At 59.1% G+C, this 18,636-nt stretch carries 17 protein-coding genes and 1 pseudogene; 8 read left to right on the top strand and 10 right to left on the bottom strand.

Going from position 1 to position 18,636, the window contains the following annotated elements:
- Positions 1-435: 435 nt before the first annotated feature.
- From AC0L3U_RS34315 to AC0L3U_RS34290, 6 genes and pseudogenes are all read left to right on the top strand, one after another.
- Positions 436-1,671 carry an ABC transporter substrate-binding protein gene (locus AC0L3U_RS34315; protein WP_456768619.1) on the top strand — a complete coding sequence of 412 codons (1,236 nt, stop codon included), beginning with the start codon at positions 436-438 and terminating at the stop codon, positions 1,669-1,671.
- Between the two features lie 6 nt (positions 1,672-1,677).
- Positions 1,678-2,577: a branched-chain amino acid ABC transporter permease gene (locus tag AC0L3U_RS34310; protein WP_027567913.1), complete on the top strand. Its 900-nt coding sequence runs from the start codon at positions 1,678-1,680 to the stop codon at positions 2,575-2,577.
- Positions 2,574-3,527: a branched-chain amino acid ABC transporter permease gene (locus AC0L3U_RS34305; RefSeq protein WP_456768620.1), complete on the top strand. Its 954-nt coding sequence runs from the start codon at positions 2,574-2,576 to the stop codon at positions 3,525-3,527. The genes AC0L3U_RS34310 and AC0L3U_RS34305 overlap by 4 nt, the downstream gene beginning before the upstream one ends.
- The gene (locus AC0L3U_RS34300; RefSeq protein ID WP_473364702.1) at positions 3,524-4,276 is read left to right on the top strand and encodes an ABC transporter ATP-binding protein; all 753 of its coding nucleotides are present in this window, start codon (positions 3,524-3,526) and stop codon (positions 4,274-4,276) included. Before AC0L3U_RS34305 ends, AC0L3U_RS34300 begins: the two co-directional genes overlap by 4 nt.
- Positions 4,273-4,983: an ABC transporter ATP-binding protein gene (locus AC0L3U_RS34295; RefSeq protein ID WP_456768622.1), complete on the top strand. Its 711-nt coding sequence runs from the start codon at positions 4,273-4,275 to the stop codon at positions 4,981-4,983. The genes AC0L3U_RS34300 and AC0L3U_RS34295 overlap by 4 nt, the downstream gene beginning before the upstream one ends.
- Before the next feature lie 503 nt (positions 4,984-5,486).
- Positions 5,487-5,636: pseudogene (locus AC0L3U_RS34290) on the top strand (AraC family transcriptional regulator); the annotation flags it as partial.
- Here the strand turns inward: AC0L3U_RS34290 and AC0L3U_RS34285 are convergent.
- The 9 genes from AC0L3U_RS34285 to AC0L3U_RS34245 all read right to left on the bottom strand — a co-directional run bounded on the left by AC0L3U_RS34285 (position 5,637) and on the right by AC0L3U_RS34245 (position 15,262).
- Complete coding sequence (locus tag AC0L3U_RS34285) at positions 5,637-6,830, bottom strand: FAD-dependent monooxygenase (RefSeq protein ID WP_456768627.1); 1,194 nt, start codon at positions 6,828-6,830, stop codon at positions 5,637-5,639. It abuts the pseudogene before it with no gap.
- A gap of 26 nt (positions 6,831-6,856) precedes the next feature.
- Positions 6,857-7,744, bottom strand: coding sequence for a Bug family tripartite tricarboxylate transporter substrate binding protein (locus AC0L3U_RS34280; RefSeq protein ID WP_473364701.1), 888 nt, complete (start codon positions 7,742-7,744; stop codon positions 6,857-6,859).
- Between the two features lie 640 nt (positions 7,745-8,384).
- A complete protein-coding gene (locus tag AC0L3U_RS34275; RefSeq protein ID WP_473364700.1) occupies positions 8,385-10,427 on the bottom strand; it encodes a hypothetical protein in 2,043 nt (680 codons plus the stop codon).
- Between the two features lie 729 nt (positions 10,428-11,156).
- Positions 11,157-11,600 (bottom strand): DUF4399 domain-containing protein, encoded by a 444-nt coding sequence (locus tag AC0L3U_RS34270; RefSeq protein ID WP_473364699.1) that lies wholly within the window; start codon positions 11,598-11,600, stop codon positions 11,157-11,159.
- Between the two features lie 17 nt (positions 11,601-11,617).
- Positions 11,618-13,159: an SUMF1/EgtB/PvdO family nonheme iron enzyme gene (locus tag AC0L3U_RS34265; protein ID WP_473364698.1), complete on the bottom strand. Its 1,542-nt coding sequence runs from the start codon at positions 13,157-13,159 to the stop codon at positions 11,618-11,620.
- 795 nt (positions 13,160-13,954) lie between these two features.
- Complete coding sequence (locus AC0L3U_RS34260) at positions 13,955-14,149, bottom strand: hypothetical protein (protein ID WP_473364697.1); 195 nt, start codon at positions 14,147-14,149, stop codon at positions 13,955-13,957.
- Between the two features lie 19 nt (positions 14,150-14,168).
- On the bottom strand, positions 14,169-14,384 hold the full coding sequence (locus AC0L3U_RS34255; RefSeq protein WP_473364696.1) for a hypothetical protein: 216 nt from the start codon (positions 14,382-14,384) through the stop codon (positions 14,169-14,171).
- A gap of 29 nt (positions 14,385-14,413) precedes the next feature.
- Entirely contained in the window at positions 14,414-14,572 is a 159-nt protein-coding gene (locus tag AC0L3U_RS34250; RefSeq protein WP_197031148.1) for a hypothetical protein, read from the bottom strand.
- Between the two features lie 420 nt (positions 14,573-14,992).
- Positions 14,993-15,262, bottom strand: a complete 270-nt coding sequence (locus AC0L3U_RS34245) for a phasin family protein (RefSeq protein ID WP_051462794.1) — start codon at positions 15,260-15,262, stop codon at positions 14,993-14,995.
- 801 nt (positions 15,263-16,063) lie between these two features.
- Here AC0L3U_RS34245 and AC0L3U_RS34240 point away from each other — a divergent pair.
- Positions 16,064-16,231 (top strand): hypothetical protein, encoded by a 168-nt coding sequence (locus AC0L3U_RS34240; protein WP_155809755.1) that lies wholly within the window; start codon positions 16,064-16,066, stop codon positions 16,229-16,231.
- A 737-nt stretch (positions 16,232-16,968) separates the two neighbouring features.
- Here AC0L3U_RS34240 and AC0L3U_RS34235 read toward each other — a convergent pair.
- On the bottom strand, positions 16,969-17,226 hold the full coding sequence (locus AC0L3U_RS34235; protein ID WP_473364695.1) for a hypothetical protein: 258 nt from the start codon (positions 17,224-17,226) through the stop codon (positions 16,969-16,971).
- 859 nt (positions 17,227-18,085) lie between these two features.
- Here AC0L3U_RS34235 and AC0L3U_RS34230 point away from each other — a divergent pair.
- On the top strand, positions 18,086-18,636 hold a 551-nt coding region (locus AC0L3U_RS34230; RefSeq protein ID WP_473364694.1), incomplete at its 3' end, for an SGNH/GDSL hydrolase family protein.

Here is an 18,636-nt window from a genome sequence, read left to right as displayed (position 1 = left end):
AGTTCTCCCGGGTCGCCATCTGTCCGCAGTTAGGTTGGAAGGGAAATGACCCGCGCTGGATGAGCTCGACGTGTGGGACCGCGAGTAGACGTCCTTCCTTCGCGCTAAACACCTCGGGCGACAGGCGCCGTGCGCTCATCTTGCGATCGCTATGTCGTCGTTCATTCCCGAACCGGATCCGCTTCGCGAAAGTCCTTGCGATGAGCGGAATGGGCAGGGTGGATAGCGCGGCACCAGCGCATCGCGGGACGATCCCGTGACGTATATTGAGCAGCAAGGCGGCGCCCAACTCTACCGGAAGGTACAATGCCCATACCGAGGCTCCGGCCTCGCTCCACCTTTATGTCGCTTGATCAGCATGGCCTCGCCGATCTACAGTCGGGGCACAACACGACTGGTTGGTTCAACAGCCGGATCACAGGGAGGTGCAGTTCGATGAGCGGACCCGTCACGCGTCGCACGTTTTTGGCCGGTGGCACGGCTGCTTTGGTGGCCGCCCCATGGGTAGCCAGGGCACAGGCAAATGCTCTCCGCATAGGCATGCAAAGCATCCTATCGGGACCCATCGCGCTGCTCGGCACCTCTTCGCGCAACTCGCTCCTAATCGAGCAAGATCGCATCAATGCCGCTGGCGGCTTCCTGGGCCGGCAAATCGAGTTCGTATTCCGGGATTCCAAAGGCCAGCCGCAGGAAGCCGCGCGCGTCGCACGTGAACTGGTGAACACTGCAGGCTGCGAGCTGCTGGTCGATGCGGAAGCGTCGTCCGCCTCATTCGCGGTGCAGGAGGTTATGCGCGACCTCAATGTGGCCTGCATTCACACCAACAGCGAGACGTCATCGCTCACCGCAGATCCGAAGATCCGGGTGCCCACCGCATTTCGCGTGGCGCGTCAGGGCGTGCACGATGCTGTCGCCGGCAGCCTCTACCTCGCCGACTTCGCCAATGCCAAGAAAATCAACAAATGGGCGACTTGCTCACCGGACTACGCCTATGGGCGCGACACGACGGCGCAGTATCTGCAGTTCTTCAAGAAGTTCAAACCGGATGTCGAGGTCGTAACCGAGGCCTGGCCCAAACTCGGCCAGCCGGACTTCACCGAAGTGATTACCAAGCTTATCCAGGCCAAGCCGCAGGCGCTGTTCACACTGCTGTATGCCGGCGATCTCTCGGCGTTCGTGAACCAGGGGAATGTCTATGCTCTGTTCGGGCAGATGACCGTCGCAACTCCGAACGTCGACTATCCAGTGCTGGCTGCGATCAAAAACCTGCCCGCGGGCATCCAGTCGGCCACGCGTTATCTTGAGACATTCCCGGATACGCCGGCGAACAAGGAATGGGGTCAGGCGTACTTCAAAAGGTGGAACGAACGGCCGACTAATTGGTCCTGGCAGAATTCGGTCGCCATGCACTTCTATGAGGCGGCCATCAAGAAGGCCAATTCTCTGGACGGCAAGGCGATAGCGGCTGCCCTGACGGGACTGAAGATCAATTCGCCCTTTGGCGCCGACGGCACCATCACCATGCGGGACGATCACACCACGATCGGCTATGCGATCGGGTGGGGACAGACCATTCCGAAGGATCCGTTCATCACCGACATCAAACCCGCCGATTGGGGCAAGATCATCGAACTTGAGACGGAGTGGAAGAAGCAGCAGAATTATAGCTGACGATCGATGGACTTCAACGCGCTCGGCGCATGTTTCACGACCCCCGCCTGTGTGGTGACGCAGGCCACCAGCGGCCTGATCGTGGGCATGCTGTTGTTCCTGGTGGCTGCCGGCTTGACGCTGATCTTCGGCGTTCTCAAGATCGTCAACTTCGCCCACGGCACCTTCTACATGCTGGGCGGCTATGTAGCTTACAGTGCATATGCCGCGACGGATAGTTACGCGCTCGCCGTGTTGGCGGGTGCGGTGGCCATGGCCTTGTTCGGCGTGCTCTTCGAACGCGTGCTGATGAGCAGGGTCTACGGCAGCAACGTGCTTATGCAGCTTCTGGTGTGCTACGCGGTGGTGCTGATCTTCGACGACATCGTCAAGATTGTCTGGGGGCCCGAGTTCCGCGCCATGGGAATGCCGGCAGCCTTTCAGGTCCCGCCGCTGTTCATTGCAGGCGGCGTCGTGCCCCCGTTTTACGCCGTGCTGATCGGAATAGCTGCGCTGATCGCCATCGTGCTCAGCCTCGGGCTGTCCAGAACGCGCCTCGGCAAGACAGTTCGGGCCGCGGCGGTCAATCCGCAGATGGTCTCGGCGCTGGGGGTCAATACGACGGTGCTATTCGCGATCGTCTTTGCGATCGGCGGCGGGCTCGCTGGCCTCGCAGGCGCGCTCGCGGGTCCCGTTCGCTCGCTTTCGCCCGGCATGGGCTTCTCGATCCTGATCGAGGGATTCATCGTCACTGTGATCGGCGGTATGGGCTCGATCGCAGGCGCGATGGTAGCGGCGCTCGTCATCGGGCTCGTTCGAGGCTTCGGCACGATCGGCTTCCCCGGCTTCACAGATGGGCTTATCTACATCGTCATGATTGGTATCTTGGTCCTGCGCCCGCAGGGACTGTTCGGCCGCCCCCTATGAAGCGCAATCCCGCCTCGCGCGATGCCCTGTTCGCCGCGATCGTGCTTATCTTGCTGCTCGCGATCCCAATCTTGCACCGTAGCCCGGCCTTCGAGGACTTCATTATCCGTCTCAGCGCGATGGCGCTGTTCGCGACGTCGCTGAATCTGCTGGTCGGCACCACAGGAATGGTCTCATTCGGCCACGGGATGTTCTATGGCTTCGGCGCCTATGCATTTGGCCTCACGATGCAGTTGACGGAATTGTCTCTGCCCGTCGCGGCGCTATTCGCGGTGGCTCTGACGACCATCGCCGCTCTCGTGGTTGGCGCAATCTGCGTCCGACTAAGCACGGACTATTTCGCTTTCATCACCCTCGCGGTGCAGATGCTCTTCTTCAGCGTTATTGTCTCATGGCAGAGCCTGACCGGAGGTGATCAGGGGTTGCGCGGTGGTATTCCTCGCCGCCACATCTTTGGTTTCGACCTGGGCTCGCAGCTTCATCTATACCAGTTCTGCGCCATCGTAGCCGTGCTCGGATTGTTGGCGCTCCGCCATGTCTCGATGAGTCCGTTTGGGAATACGTTGCGCATGATCCGCGACAATGCGGAACGCGCCAGCTTTGTCGGCATCGTCCTGTGGCGCGCCCGGCTGCTAGCCTTCACGATCGCGGGCGGCTTCGCCGGGATGGGAGGCGTGCTGGCGGCCCTGTTCGTATCAGGCGCCTATCCCGAGCTGGCCGATTGGCCCAACTCGGGCCAGGCCATTTTTGCGGTCATGCTGGGAGGCATCAACAGCTTTCTTGGGCCCGTGCTGGGCGCGATGATCCTGCTCGCGCTGAACGATCTAGTGCAGCGGTTCACGGAGTATCACGGACTTGTTCTGGGCATCGTGATCCTCGCATTCGCGCTTGGCCTGCGCCGAGGCGTACTCGATTTCATCCACCTCGTCTGGAGCAAGCGCGCGCGATGAATGTTGAGATCAATCATCTCACCAAGTCATTCGGCGGCGTACGCGCGATCGACGACGTGTCGCTTGCCTTTCCCTCCGGCAGCTTATCAGCTGTTATCGGACCAAACGGGGCCGGCAAGACCACCTTCTTCAACCTGATCAGCGGCGCGTTCATGGCCGATTCTGGCGAGGTGCTGCTTGACCGTGAGGACATTCTCCAGCTCTCCAAGACGGAACGCATGCGGCGGGGCATTGGGCGTGCCTTCCAGGTCGCGAGTTGTTTTCCGACCATGACTGTGCGCGCGAACTTGATGGCTGCGGTCACGGCCCACGCCGGCCGCTGGGCCAGCCTGTCTCATCGCTTTCCGTCCTCCGGCATGCGCGAGCGTGCGGACGATGTGATGGAGTTCGTCGGGTTGACCGATGTTGCCGATGTCGAGGCGAACATCCTCTCGCATGGCGATCAGAAGCTGCTTGATATCGCTATTGCGCTCGCGTTGGAGCCCAAAGTGCTGTTGCTCGATGAACCTACGGCTGGCATGGGCCCGGACGAACGCTGGCGCATGATTGACCGCGTTCGCGCACTTTGGGAACGCCGAAAGCTGACACTTATTTTCATCGAGCACGACATGGATATCGTCTTCAAGGTTGCCAGCAGCATTCGCGTGCTCTGCTACGGCAAGGTGCTGGCCGAGGGCACCCCAGACCAGATCCGCAACAACCAGGCTGTCATCGACGCCTATCTTGGGGCAGAGGAGAACGCGACTTGACCGAGCTCTTGCGTGCGGAGGGCGTAAGCGTGTTCTACGGCGCGAGCCAGATCCTATTCGGCGTCGATGCTGCGCTCCAGGAAAAGCGTACACTAGCGCTGCTCGGCCGAAATGGCGCGGGCAAGAGCACGACAATGAAGGCGCTCGCTGGCATTGTCCCGGTGCGCAGCGGACGCATCTTCTTCGCTGGCCGCGACATCACGCACGCACCGCCTCACGCGCGCGCGCAGCTGGGAATGGCTTATGTGCCGGAAGACCGGCAAGTATTCCCCGAGCACAGTGTGGAGGACAACCTCCAGATCGCGGCTAAGAGCGGCCCTGGCGGCCGGCGTGACTGGACGCTGCCGCGGATCTGGGAAACGTTCCCGCTTCTTACAAGGCTTCGATCCCGCCAGGCAGGCCGCCTTTCCGGTGGCGAGCAACAGCTGCTGGTGATCGCCCGTGCGCTGATGGGAAACCCGCTGGTCCTGCTGCTTGACGAGCCTAGCGAAGGGCTGGCGCCGATCATTGTGGCCGACATCAGCAGGGTCTTGCGAGAATTGGGCGCGGGCGGCGCCACGATTTTGCTGGCTGAACAGAACATGCATTTCTGCCTGCGGATTGCACAGGAGGCGCTCGTCATCGATAAGGGCAAAGTCGTACATCGTGAAAGCACGACAGGCCTTTCAGGAAATGACGATATTCGAAGGCGCTATCTGGCGATGTAAACCCTGCGGAGCAGACAGAACGCCCGCTTGAAACGACACGTCAAGACATCGGTCAGCAGGAAAAGCGCAGGCCGATCTTTAATCAGTATCACCGGCAAAAGCTCGATCCTCTTCGTGACCGCGATTGGATGTGTTTTCGAAGCTTCCCGATCAACCCGGAACAACGCTCGCTCTTTTTGCGAAACGGATGGATGGAGCAACGCTCAACGGGCGAAGGTGTCGAGTATCGTATGACCGAAGCCGGGCTGACAGAACCTAGCAGGCCCCAAAAACCCGCGAATACGCTGGCGCCGAAGCAAAAATCCGCCGGTTCAAGGCCTCGGCGCTCTAGGTACATCGATTTGCGACAACCAGACGACCGTTTACCTGTTGCAGACCTTCAGAAGGCGTACTGCAGTGCAATGCCAAGACCGGGTCGATTCCTCTCTCGCCACTTATTCCGGTGACTTGTAATGTTTGGTCGCAAATGGAGTCAGTTGGCCGACTGATAAGGTAGTTGCCAAAAGCCTGATTTGATCTATGTGCGCGATGGGCGGCTGATCACCGCGCCGGGTGTGACTGCGGGAATGGATTTGGGTTTGGCGCTGGTCGGGCAGCGGCATGGCGCGGAAACGGCGCTCAAAGTCGCCAAGAGACTGGTCGCATCGCAGCAATCAGCGATGAGCTGGCAAATCTTTACTGTGCGCGCGCTGGCTAATGGCAGCGCTCTGAACATCATAATCGAACAGCCATCTGCGGAATGCGGCGGAGTTTGCGACTTCTCGATCGCGTTGTTCGAGGTCTTCATATTTCGAATCAAAACGCAGTCCGTTTTTCCGTGCCTCCGCCTGAATGACGTCAGTCCGGACGCGGCGCATTGTTTCGTACTGCGGTAAGATGGCCGGCACCTCGGCCGGATCTCGTCCCTCGAGAAGGACAGCGAGAGCGATGCCGTCTTCGATTGCCTGGTTGCCGCCCTGCCCCAGATGCGGAAGCATGGCGTGGGCAGCGTCACCCAACAGCGCGAGCCGCCCGTTCGTCCACGATTGCAGGGGCTTGCGGTCATACAAGCCCCACCAAAAGCAGCTCTCCACCGCTGCGAGCAGTCTCACGACAGGTGCATCCCATCCGATGAAGGACGACGCAAGCTCGTCGCGGTCTCCGATGGCGGACCAGGATTCGGCCTTGGCGTCGGAGGTTGGGACGAACCCGACATAGTTCAGCAGCCGGCCGGCGCGCACCGGAAATACAATGAAGTGCTTCCCGTCCCCCATCCAAACCTGATGAGCTGCCTCTCGCCATCCCGGAAGTTTGTCGCTGGCAATCAAGCCGCGATAGGAGCGGACCCCGGAATATTCGGGTAGCGTCGGCTCGACCACATACTTCTGTAAGGCAGAGTGTATGCCGTCGGCAGCGATCACGACATCGGCTTCGAAGGTTTCCCCATTCGCGAATTTCAATCGCGCCGCGACCGCGCTCTGCTCGAATTCGATGCAGCGATAGCCGGCTCGAATGGATTCTCTGGGAATGCTTGCCGCGAGCACATTCAGCAGATCGGCTCTGTGCATGCCATACATCCCATTCCAGCCGCTGGAGTCGGTCGTGACGACAGAGCCGACCCTCGTGCCGTCGGAGCGGCAGTATTGTGATGCATCGCCGATCGTGGCACCGACGTTGGCCAGAGCAGGTCCCAGCCCCATTCGCTCGAGTTGCCGCAGCGCGTTCGGAAAGATCGACAGGCCGGCACCGATCTCGCCGAGCGCATCGGATTGCTCGAAAACCATGACGTCGATGCCCCTTCGACGCAGGGCGCATGCCGCGGAAAGACCGCCTATTCCTCCGCCGACAATGGCGGCCCGCAGCTTCATTTCAACCTCCCTGTTCTCGCGCCGCACTACCTTGCGACGTTTTTCAAATCGACGATGCGGTTGATCTGCTCGATGCGCGTTCGCTGCCGTTCAATGGCCGCGGAAAACTCAGTGGGTGTGCCGCCGAGGACTTGCGCGCCACTCGCCTCAATTCGAGAGCGGACCAAGGGATCGGCGGCCACCGCCTGCACGTCCGCGGAAATCCGGTCGCGCAACCCCAGCGGCATGTCGCGCCAGCCGAACAGACCTGCAAGACCCTCGATTTCCATTTCAGGAAAGCCGGATTCAGCGACGGTCGGCACGTCGGGCAAGCTTGATTGGCGTTCGGGACTTGTGACGGCCAGTATCCGCGCCTTGCCCGCAAGGACAGGAGCTCTCACCGACAGCAGGGCGTGGGAAAGAATATGCACGCGTCCCTCGCCAAAATCCGCCTGCTGGGCCGAGGCATCCCGATAGGGGATGTAGATCTGCTTAAGCCCGTGCCGCGCCAGCATTGCTTCGAACACGAAGTGTGGCAGGCTTGGACCCGAACTCCACGACAATTCACCGGGCTTCGCTCGGGCCAGTTCCGCCAGCTCCTGTAGCGAGCGCACTGGGAGGCCGTCGTGGACCGCGATGACCAGGATCGAACTAGCTGTCGAGGCGATCGGTACCAAGTCCCGGGACGGATCGTAGGGAAGCGAGTCCTGCAATAGCGGGCTCACGGTGACCATCGAGGCGGTCCCGTAGAGAAGGGTGTGATCGTCCCTGGCGTTTGCAAACGCGCCGCCTCCGACGACGGCATCGGCGCCGGGCCGGTTCTCGACGATGACCGGCTTGCCCCAACGCCTGGTCAAACCGTCGGCATAGAAACGCGCGCTTGCATCGTTGGCGGAGCCTGCGGCAAATGGGACAATGATCTTCACATTGCGCACTGGCCAGGTGTCGTCTCCACGACAGGTGGATACAGTCGCCCAGGTGGCTCCGGCAAGAAGCATCGCGACGCGGACGACATTTCGAAGGTCTCGCAACCCCACTAGCTTCTCCCGGTCGGCCTCGAAGGAGAATTTCGAAAAGTGTCTTCAAACACGATGTTGCCAGGACTTGGATGGCACCGCGTTCGCGACTAAGCCGCTGCCAGTAGACCATGGCCGGGCGTCACTGTCCTGAAATTATGATGAAGATTGGCTGAGATTCCGGCTCGGACGGAGCTCATCACCCTTCGGAGCCGGGCCGCTTATTTTTAGTCTACTGGCCCTTGCGCGGCGAAGCTGCAGTAAGTCGGCATCCATTTCTGAAACTCTGCAACCACCGCGAGTCTCGCTGCAACCCGTGCGCTGAGGACACTTACTCAGTCAGAACAGAATTATCGACGTCAAAGACGGATACGGAAAAGCTTGCTTCACCCATCCCGAGCCGAGACTTCTGCCAAGCCGTCAAGACCGGAGCACTTACAGGCCGCAAAGGTAACATGATCATCACGCGGGCGAGGCGTTACGCCTCGCCGGCGTGATCGGTACAATTAGCCGCGCAGTTCGAGAGCTTGTCGGCTGCTGAGCGGCGGCAGCGCCGGGTCTAGGCCGGATAAAATCCATCACCGTATCCACACACCTGGACGGGACGGAATCCTCGCCGGGACAGATCGTCGAAGGCTTGTTGATATGCCACGCCATCGAGACCGTGCCGTGCTTGCCATTCGCCCGGCTGGTCCTTGTGCCAAATTGCAGCGTAGCGAGCGATCCCTGTGTCACTATACCCGCTCACAGAAACCAGACGGAAACCTGCGGCGTTCTGGTCATCAAAAGTCTTTTGGTATTCACTCGCCGTCAACCCGTGCCGACCAACCCATTCCAGGCCAGGGCGCCGTTCCCAGATCGCTGCGAAACGTACATCAACATTGACCCGGAAACCGCAAACTTGCACGGGCGCGAAGCCGTCGGCGGCCATCTGGTCGAAGGTCTGCTGGTATTGGCTCCGCGACATCCCGTGCCGCGCTTCCCAATCAGAAGATGTCCGCTGTTCCCAGATCGCGGCGTACCGGGCCTGTCCGTTCTCGGCGTAACCGCTGACGCAAACGAGTTGGTAGCCTTTTGCCACGAGATCATCGAATGTCGATTGGTACTGGTCGTTAGTCAGGCCGTGGCGCGCCTGCCATGCGGGGCCATCGCGCAGTTGCCAGACAGCATTGAGCCGGGAGCCCGTCCCCTCGCTGTATCCGCATACATTGGTCAGCCGGTATCCTTCTCTGACCAGCAAATCAAAAATCGATTGATAGGCCTCTGGGGTGATCCCGTGCCGTGCTTGCCATGCCGATCCGTCACCCTTGTCGAACAGAGCTGCGAAGCGTGTGTTGAAGCGGGAGAGTGCGGCAGACTCTTGTCCGGCCTGCCCAGCCGCGTTGTAGATGTCGGAAAAGTTTAGGTCGGCGTCGATCTGCCAGCCGCTCAGTGTTCCAATGGAAACTGGGGCGGTTGTCGGCGCAATAAACATACGCAGATGAGCGCCCCCGTTTAGAAATAGTCCGTTCACGTCGTGAGGCCCATCGCTAAAGTACGCCGTCCCAAGCTTCGTCGGCGTCCCCGGATTGGCAAAATCCTCAGACCTCCGCAGGATAAGCCGAAACGAGGAGTTCCCCACGTTTGCATGCCAGTTGCCAAGCCAACAAGCCTCGCTCTGCACAAACGTTGGATCGACGACGTCCGTGATGTACCAGCCCGAATTAATCTGCCAGTTCGGATCGTTGTTGTAGGCGATCTCGATGAATTTGCCTTCGCCCCAGTGGTTCTTAGCGAAGAACACCTGTCGATTGCGATCGAAGCCGATCAGCAAAAGCACGTGACCTCCGATGTTCGGAGTCTTGTGGAAGACATCGCAGATTACTTCGCGGTCCGCGAGGATGGTATTCTCCAGCGCGATGATGCTCGGGTTGTTGCCAAGAGACCCCCAACCCGCCGCTCTGTAGCGAGCGTTCACCCGCGCCAGGAGCGGAATGTGTTGTTCGCAAAATTCAACGGCGTCGTAGTCCTCTTGGCTCGCCACTGCTTCCTCGCCTGCAAATCCCAACACGGGTAAGATGTCCAACAACGTCTGCTGATTTTGTAAGTATGGAGCCGCATCCTCTGGAGGCGAGGCATTCTCCGAAATTTTCTCCGCAATATCTCCACTGCCTTGGAAACCGGTCAGCGAGGAATTGTTCTCTACCGGACGCGCTGCCGCCCCCGCGCTGTCTCGATTCAAAGCAAACGCTTTGCCCATATGAAAGATGTATTCTTCGGATACATCGATGAGCAGACCATACTTGCGTCGATATGCCGCCTCCAAAGCCGCGGCACCCGCAAAAGCCCAGCATGTACCGCGGTCATTCTGGAGCTTGAATCCCGATTGCCATTGCGCCAACGAATAGACGCCGCTGACGGGCTCCCGGAGCGCTCGCGGTCCAAGCACATCCACGCGTCCAAACTTCGTAGAGGCTCGCAAGCCTTCGGCCAACGCCCTAGCATAGGCATGTTTGTCCAAAACCGGTGACGGAGTGACCCTGACGTGCTCCGGTTTTGTGGTCGAGTGCGGGTGATAGTGTTCTCTGAGAAGCTCTGCTGACTCGGATGAATAGTGAAGCATGATACCTCCGACGGTGCTGTCGACGTGGTCGTTTCATCCATCCCTTGTCCCCTAAAGTTGAATACGCCCGGACGCGCGGAGCGCGTGTGAACTCGCTCACATCGGCAAATGAATATACGAGTTGGTTTGCACCTAGAGATTGGCGCTTGGCCGATTGTCATTAGTGGCGGCCCAAGCCTGGTTTCAGCGAGCGTCTCGGATCTAAATCGATAAGTCCGCTGGAAAGCGTGGAAGCTCCAGGTCGATCAGCTTCTGCGACGCTTGGCCAAGAGCGCTCTTTTCACGATGAGTACACCGCCGATGACAATGACGTATGCGACAGACCGTTATTTGGGTAAGACGTTTCAAGAACAGGAGTGGTGTTGGTGCGGCTAGTAAGCCGTAGAACGAACCAAGCTTGCTCGCGGTGCCGCTTGGAAAGCTTGGTGCGTTGATGCAGCGCGCAAAAGCGAAAACCCCGCCGGGGGAAGCGGGGCTTTCTGGTGGGGGTGAAGCTTAGGGAAGCTTCAATTATAAGACGCTCGCATCGCGAAAAAGGTTCAAAGCTCTCAAAAGCGAACCACGCCAAATCGCAATGATCGGGGTGACTGCCAGGCCGAAAAGCACCAAGGGTGCAGGTTCATTGCCAGTCCTGTCGCTCGAAGCTGATCTCCTTAAAAATATACGCATCGCAGCAGCGGCGGCCAGTGACGGCAATGGTGGAATGACACCTTAGACCCTGCTTGCGATTTACTTCGCCGTCACGGGCTGCCTGACCCGTATCGTGATCTTCTCCGAAACAATGGGCGGCTCGAACGGATAATGCTTGGCATCGCCTAGCACGAGCTGAAGCGTGTGCGTCCCGGGCGGAAGTTCGAGCAGCGTTTCGGTTTGTCCCGCCCCGAAATGCAGATGCGACTTGTCCTGCAGGATCGGCTCCTTGGGATCGATGGGGTCGTTGACGTCGATCAGCAGATGATGGTGACCGGCGTTCTGGTACTCGTCGCCGGCATGGGTCACTCCCATGTTGCGCAAGCCGAACCGGACCCAGAACCCGCCGCGGATCTTCTGCCCGTCATGCGGGGTGATGAAATAGAGCTTTGCGTCCTTGGGAGCTGCCTTGCCTTGCGGAAAGGCTGCACCCGGAAACAATGCGAGCGCCGCCGTCAGCGCGACGCAACGAAGGATCTGCATCAAGCCAACTCCTCCACTTAAGGACTGAGCGCCACGCGGAAGCCGTGCGTGGGATAACGAACGTTGGTGTCGTAGCCATCGCGGTTGGATGGCCGCACATATCGTGAATCGTTCTTCCAGGAGCCCGAGCGCAGGACATGAGCGCTGCACTCCCCGCTGCTCCATGCCGATCCGTCGCCGGGCGCGCCCTGATAGGTCCTGTGCCAGCAGTCCTCGACCCACTGATCGACACCGCCGCCCATGTCGTGGAGCCCGAACGGATTCGCCCTGAAGCTGCCGACCTTCGCCGGCTGCTCGACCGCGAGATCACCGCAATCCTTGCAACCGGCCATGCCCGGCTGGAGCTTGTCGCCCCACCAATATTTGGTCTGCGTTCCGCCCCGCGCGGCATATTCCCATTCGGCTTCGCTCGGAAGCCGATAAGTCTTCTTCGCCGCCTGAGCGAGATAGGCCGCATATTGCTGCGCGTCGGTCCAGCTCACATTGCTGACCGGCGCATCGTCCTTGCCGATCGCCGTGAAGCCGCACGCCTTTGCAGCGGCGCACTCGTTCCATTCCTGCACGGTCACCGGATATTTGCTGATCGAGAACGGCTTGACAGTCACCTGATGGACAGGACGCTCGGTCGGGTCGTCGTTGCTTCCCATTGCAAAGCTGCCGCCGCGAATGGCGACCATCTCGGGTTCGCGGACGGGAACTGTCGATGGACTTGGCAGCGGAGCGGGCGAGGGAGGCGACGAAGCCGAGGAGGGAGACGGCTGCGGCCTTTGCGCGACGCCCTCGCGCGGCGGCTGCTGCGGGCTTGGCGATGCGGCAGGAGAAGCGTTAGGAGGAGCGGCGGGCAGGGCGGCATGCTCGCTCACCTTGCCCGGCGCCTGCGTCAGCAGGTACCACAGCACGCCGGTGGCAATGACCAGCAGCGTGAGGCTCAGGAGGAAGATCAAGATATTCTCGCGCCGGCCCTTGGTCTTGCCGACTGCATCTGCATCCGGCAGCACGCGATAGACGCGCACGGGATCGGTGATGTTCTTGACCTTCCGGTCCCCGAGTGACTCGTAGCCGCACACCACCTTGTGCTTGATTTGCTCGTAGATCGCGCCCGAGATGTAGACCTGACCAGGCTCTGCGATGCCCTCGATGCGTGAGGCGATGTTGACGCCGTCCCCGTAGATATCGTCCGACTCAACGATGACGTCGCCCAGATTGACGCCAATCCGGTACTCGATCCGCGTATCCTTCGGAAGCGAGGCGTTGCGCCCGATCAGGTTCTGCTGGATGACGATGCTGCATCGCACGGCCTCGACCGGACTGTCGAAAATCGCGATGAAGCCATCGCCCGTCGTCTTCACCAGGCTCCCATGGTGCTCAACGATGCTGGGCTGGATGAGATCCCGCTCGATCCGCTTGACGCGGACGTGCGTGCCCTCTTCGTCAGCCTGCATGAGGCGGCTGTAGGAAGCGATGTCACCGACAATGATCGCTGCCAGACGGCGAGGCCCCACGCCGTGTGAAGGGGGGTCACCGTTGTTCCCGGATCGGAAGTTGCGAATTTCGCCCATAGCGGACCCACAAAACTGGCGAACGCGACGCAGCATACGATCCCCAAAAGGATCGAACTCCTAAAAATATCACATCGATGAACGCAGACAATATCGAAGCACTCGTCTGTATCGCGTTGCCGATCGAAATGCCATCCCAGATTACCTGCCGGCCGTCGGACGCGGTCTCGCCGCCGATGACTATCTTGCGTACGTATTGGGCGCCGCGACCAGGGGGCGGCGTGAGAGCATGTCAGCGGCGCAGAGACGATTGGGCTGCTAGCAGCTGGTCCCAGAACATTCCGATAACCTTTCGGCATTGCATGGAATGCGCAGGTACTAGTTTCACTTTGAAGGAAGTCGCCCCCATACTAACCATACGGGCGAAGTCCTCAAGACGACGAGGCTGCCTGGGAGCGGCCCTTCGGCTTGCCCGTGACGTTGAGCATGGGCTACGACCGGTGAAAGTTGAACACTTCGCGTCGTCAGTGAGACGGGACCAGTGTTCATCGTGACGATGACGACAAATCGCTGCTAGGGACCAGGATCATTGGCGCCCGAGCATCATCTGCGTGCTCATGCCAACCCCACCAGGCGCAATTGTGAGACCCCCGCCGCCGCGGTGGGATGACTGCGGCATCCGACAAAAGTGCCGTCGTTCACCGGGTCCGCGAGCGGAGGAACGCTCTTATGGCGGAGTTGCCTATCAGGAGCGCGATCCGGCGTTCGGCGTGAACTGAGCCGCAAGTTTGCACAGCTAGAAGAACAATGCCAACCAGCGCAGCATGCCGATCTCCGCCTCATGATAAGGCTTCATCACTGCCCAGGAGCAGCAATGGTCACGGTCTCTTCCATGATCTTCGCCACGCTACCGTCTCGGACCACGATTGCGGTATAGTAGCCGTGTAGAGGTTGGTCGCCGAGCTTGGCCTGCCACTCGCCAGCATTGAACACGAAGTTGCCGAAAGACCGCGCCGCGTTGCGCTCGACCGAGTAGTCGTGCAGGTCCAAGTTGACGACATCCTGCAGGTTAGGGCGAATCGCTTCTCGGCCTACGAAGATACCGCTTGGCGTCACCCGAATAGCGTCTAAAAGCTGCAGCCATGGCATCGACGTCTTTGCGATTGTATGCCTCGGCGAAATCCTTCTGCAGGTCGGCATACTGGTCGGCCGTAGTCTGCTGAGCGGCGGCAACATAGCAAGCCGACATCAATAAGAATGCGGCAAGTACGATCGTACGCACCATCGGGGTTCGCCTTCGTCAGGACGATTCGGTCAGAACCACTCGCCCGGCATGTACTTGTCGGCAACAATAATGCTCACAGACACGAGCAAGCCGCCAAAACAGAATAGAGATACCGATAAGAACGCCTCGAAGTCAGCAATCGTCTCGACCGACGCCTTGGGAAAAATACGGGTAGTCAATGCCGCCATGTTGCCCTCCAATTTGTTCTGTCGCGGCTGAACCAAACTCGCGCTCGGCCCATCACGGCGCGGAGTCAGCGCCTATTTTACAGCATCGATCCGCAGCATCTCGTCGAGGCGAGCCTGGCAGTACTCTTCATAGAGTGCGTTGATGATCGTCCACATGACGTGAGGTCCCCTATCCACCTGATGAAGGCTAGTGCCGTTCTGTTTCAGGATCGCTTCGTGGGACCTGCCATATGGTTTCGAGCTGACGGCCTTCGCGCATCTTGCAGCGCACAGATTTCGCGGACAAAGCGTGTCACAATCGAAGTGCTACGGCGCGAAATCCTTACTTGCGTTAGTAATCCAAGCACTGTCGTTGGCCGCCGGGGCCTGATGCAGCTTATCGCTGCTTCTTCAATGCGTCGGAGTGGCCGAGCGATGCGGTCACTTGGGCAGAAAGCTTGAGGTGATCGGCTTGAAGGCTTCCTGCGCAAAAGTCCTGTAAAGCTCGCCGATCTTGGTCGCTTCAGCGAAGAACGTCTCTTGTGCAGACTTGGCGTATTCGGTTGTCAATTCGGTGAACTTGTCGGGGGACTTCACGGCTGCAAGCTTCTCGAAATAGGCCTTGCTGGCCTCGAACGACGATTTCGCGAAATCGGTCTGGGCGGTTGTAATAGCGGTAAGATGCTGCTGAATGTTGGAAAAATCGGTCATGTTAAATGGTCCTTGGTCGATCAGTCCCGGAGGAGATCTCCGATCCAATTGATCACGGTGTCTTATGAAGGTGAGGGTGCCTAAAAAGCAAGCATAGTTGGTGCACCGCAGCAATGACAGTTCGTAGACTGTAGTTTTACGGAGTTCACATTTGAAGATGGACGGCTTCGAGTCACAGGCTGCCTCTAACGGCCTAATGGCCCTTCCGGTTGGCGTTTGAGGCTCCGCCGTCCTTGTGGGCTAGCTGCTCAAGAAGCAGGAGAATTGCGCGGCGCGTGCCCCGACTCTTGATCTCTTTGAACGCTTTGATCAGGCGGAGCGTGTCGCGATCGATCTTTGGGAATTCCATCGGCGCGCCCCGGCGAGCGAAGGCCACAGCAGGGAGATCCTGCTGCGGCCCCGCGCGGTCAAAAATCCGGGTGGAAAAGATCTAAGTGAAATATGAAGCCAGCCCCGGTGAACCGATCATACCGGGCCGTCGGGCAAGGGAAATATGATCTAAATCACAAACCCGCATTAGTGATTAATCTGAGCCATCCATGCTGAGGGAGAGCGCCGCCGAGGCGGGCTAGCTGGCGGGCTCTCACCTCGAGCACAAGGCCGCGTAAGTTCCCCACGGCCTCGTCCCAAGCAACAAGCCACGCAGCCGCCGCTAACAAACTGTAAACCTAGTTGCGTTCATATTCGTCGGTCGCAATGGTGAACTCGCTGCGACCTTCGGCCGGAAGCCCGCTAGCTAACGCACCTGGCGGGCTTTCTTCCTATCTGAAACAGTCTGATGATCCATCAAGCATCGCGTGGATGAAGAGAAACGACAAACCCAAAGAATGGACCGATGCAGAGGTGCAACTCTTGCTCGCTCTGTCGCGCGAAGGCGCCGGCGCGGTACAGATTGCGAGTGCGTTGGATAGATACATTTCATCGGTGAAGCGTGTGGCGGAAAACTTCGGCCTTCAACTGCGGGGTTAAGGGCTCCGGTCACGCTGGCTGGCCTAGCACTCCCGGCGCTCTAATCCGCAATTGGATCGGCTGCCGGGAGCATTGGGGGCTGGAAGCCATGCGATGCCACGTTAGCCCTATATCGACAATGCGTACAAAGCCGGAATCCGGTAGTTGTCCGGAGTCCATTTTCGGAACGGGGTGTTCTACTGTGAGAACACCGGCGCGATTTAAATACCAACCAATTTCAAGTTGACCGGGAATGCCGCAGTGGGGCTGGAACCACGCTGCGGCTTTTCCGTGAGAAATACACTTCCGCGCACATCGAAATTTTCGTTAGACGACAGTCTTGCGTAGCAATTTGATCCCGAAGTTCATTTTGAGCGCGGGCGAGCGCAGTTGGATAATGGGCAAGATCGGATTTGCAATCATCTTTGCTGCGATTGCGGCATATGCAGCGGATCATCGCTGGAACGATGGCCGCTATACACGAAGCACAGCTACGGTGCTTCGCGATGTGCAGCATGCGATAGGTTGGTGACCCTCAGGGGCAGCCGTGATCATTGATCCTGTTCAGCTTGCGTCGGCCTCAGTGTGGTTCTAGTGCCCGTTCAACGCCCGCATGATACCGATGCGGGCAAACATGGTCGGCTTCCACCTTCCGCGACCAAAATCAACGGTCCATCGCGGCTTGCCACTAGCGTCAAGCAGCGTCACTAACTTGCCGCGGTTTGGCAGCACGATCGACTCGTCGAAAGCGGACCACTTCATGCCTTCGCCAGCAAATCCTTACCGGGCGTCAGGAGTCGCACATAGGTGCCGCTCTCGTGCAGATCGAACCAGTCGCGCTCGAATGCAGACTTCATGCCGGCTCCGAACTCCGTGCCGCTTCCCTTGAGCGTGTAGTTGATCTTCTCGATATAGATTCTGCCGTCCTGTACTGCCCCAATGCCCGAAGCCAGCTGAACGAGCTGGCGGGCGGCAGCCTCTGGATTGGCAAAAGGGCGTTCAGTGACGTGCTTCATCGCTGGAATCAAAACCTCAAGCGCCTATGCCTGGCTTGACTTGCCCGCGACGTAGGCGGGAATCGCCACCCGTTTGTCGCAAATGATTGTGTTAATCGTGTACACCACTTGGCAAAACTCCTCGGCCCCGACATGTTCTGCGCGTCGTGGCGGCGGTACATCAGCGGTTAGGCCCCTGCTCTGGCGGTCTTTTTCTTTCCCAAGGTTTGCAGACGGCACGGTCCACCCACCAGGAGATTGGTCTATCCTCGTGAGAAGTAGCCGGAATTGATGAACGTCCACTGTGGGAGGGGAGGCCTAGCGATTCGGCGCTACAATACCAGTGTTCGTATTCCCCAAATCCTGCACAGCCTTGTTCATCGTAGGATCGGTGACGTAGCCGCTGGCGGGGGTAGAAGAGCCGTTGTTCTCATTCCTGGCGGGATTGCCCAGCCGGTTTCCCGTGGTTTGATAGTTGAGAGCGTTGCTTGTGTTAGGTCCGGGCGAACCACCCGTACCGCTCGCGGTGCCACTGCTCGACATCGAGCCGGCCGCCGTGCTGCCTGAGCCTGTTCCTCCTCCAGAAGCTCCACCTGAACCACCTCCGCCAGCTTGCGCCAGCGCCGAGGCGCTGGTCAAAACTAGCGCCGCTACGAAGAGAAATGTGGAAGATCTCATTGTGGGCTCCTATGCAAAAACGCCCCAGTTCGATCTCGTTCCAAATGGAAGTCACTTAAGAAGAACAGGGCGCTAAAGCAGATTATTGGGAGGGCGCAAAGAGTCGTGCGACCAGCGCAGGGCATGCGCTCCAGCCGAGCAGGTGGTGGGGCCAAATGCTCTCGTAGCGCTGCACCGTTGGTCTGCAACTGGGAGAAGCCGAATGCATCTGATCCGTCACCTCATCGTTGAAGGTTCAAGCTCCAGTGTCGATAACGGCGGGGCTAGGACGACATCGTATCACACCCTCTACCTACTAAACGCTATCCATGAGACTAGTCAGCAATGCTTTGCGACGGATGGTGCTCTTCTTGCAGATATGCTCGGCCGACAATCGTCAGTAATCGCCGCATTCAAGGATGTCCCGAACATCCTGTTCGTTCAGGCGGGACAAAACGATCTTCGTTCGAGTGACGCATCAGCGTGGCTGGCGGCATTTGTCGGTTATTTAGCCAACTTTCAGGAAGCAATTAAGTCCTCACGCAAAATCGTGCAGCTCGGAATCAGCACGCATAATCCTCGTAACGAAATTATCTTCAATGTTAATCGGGCCGCCGCCGACGCAGCCCTGCGGCGTTTTCCAGATGAAGGAAAGTGCGATTTTGTCGTCGATTGGGCTGCCGATCCGACCTGGGGGCCTGACTCCGCTGCCGCAAACCAAGCTTTATACCCTGACGGCACGCATCCTTCGCAGGGCGGACAAAGCAACATGGA

It is taken from the genome of Bradyrhizobium sp. Kon69, from assembly GCF_055807515.1.
Note: the sequence above shows the minus strand (reverse complement) of the source record. Positions and strands in the feature narration are given on the sequence as shown.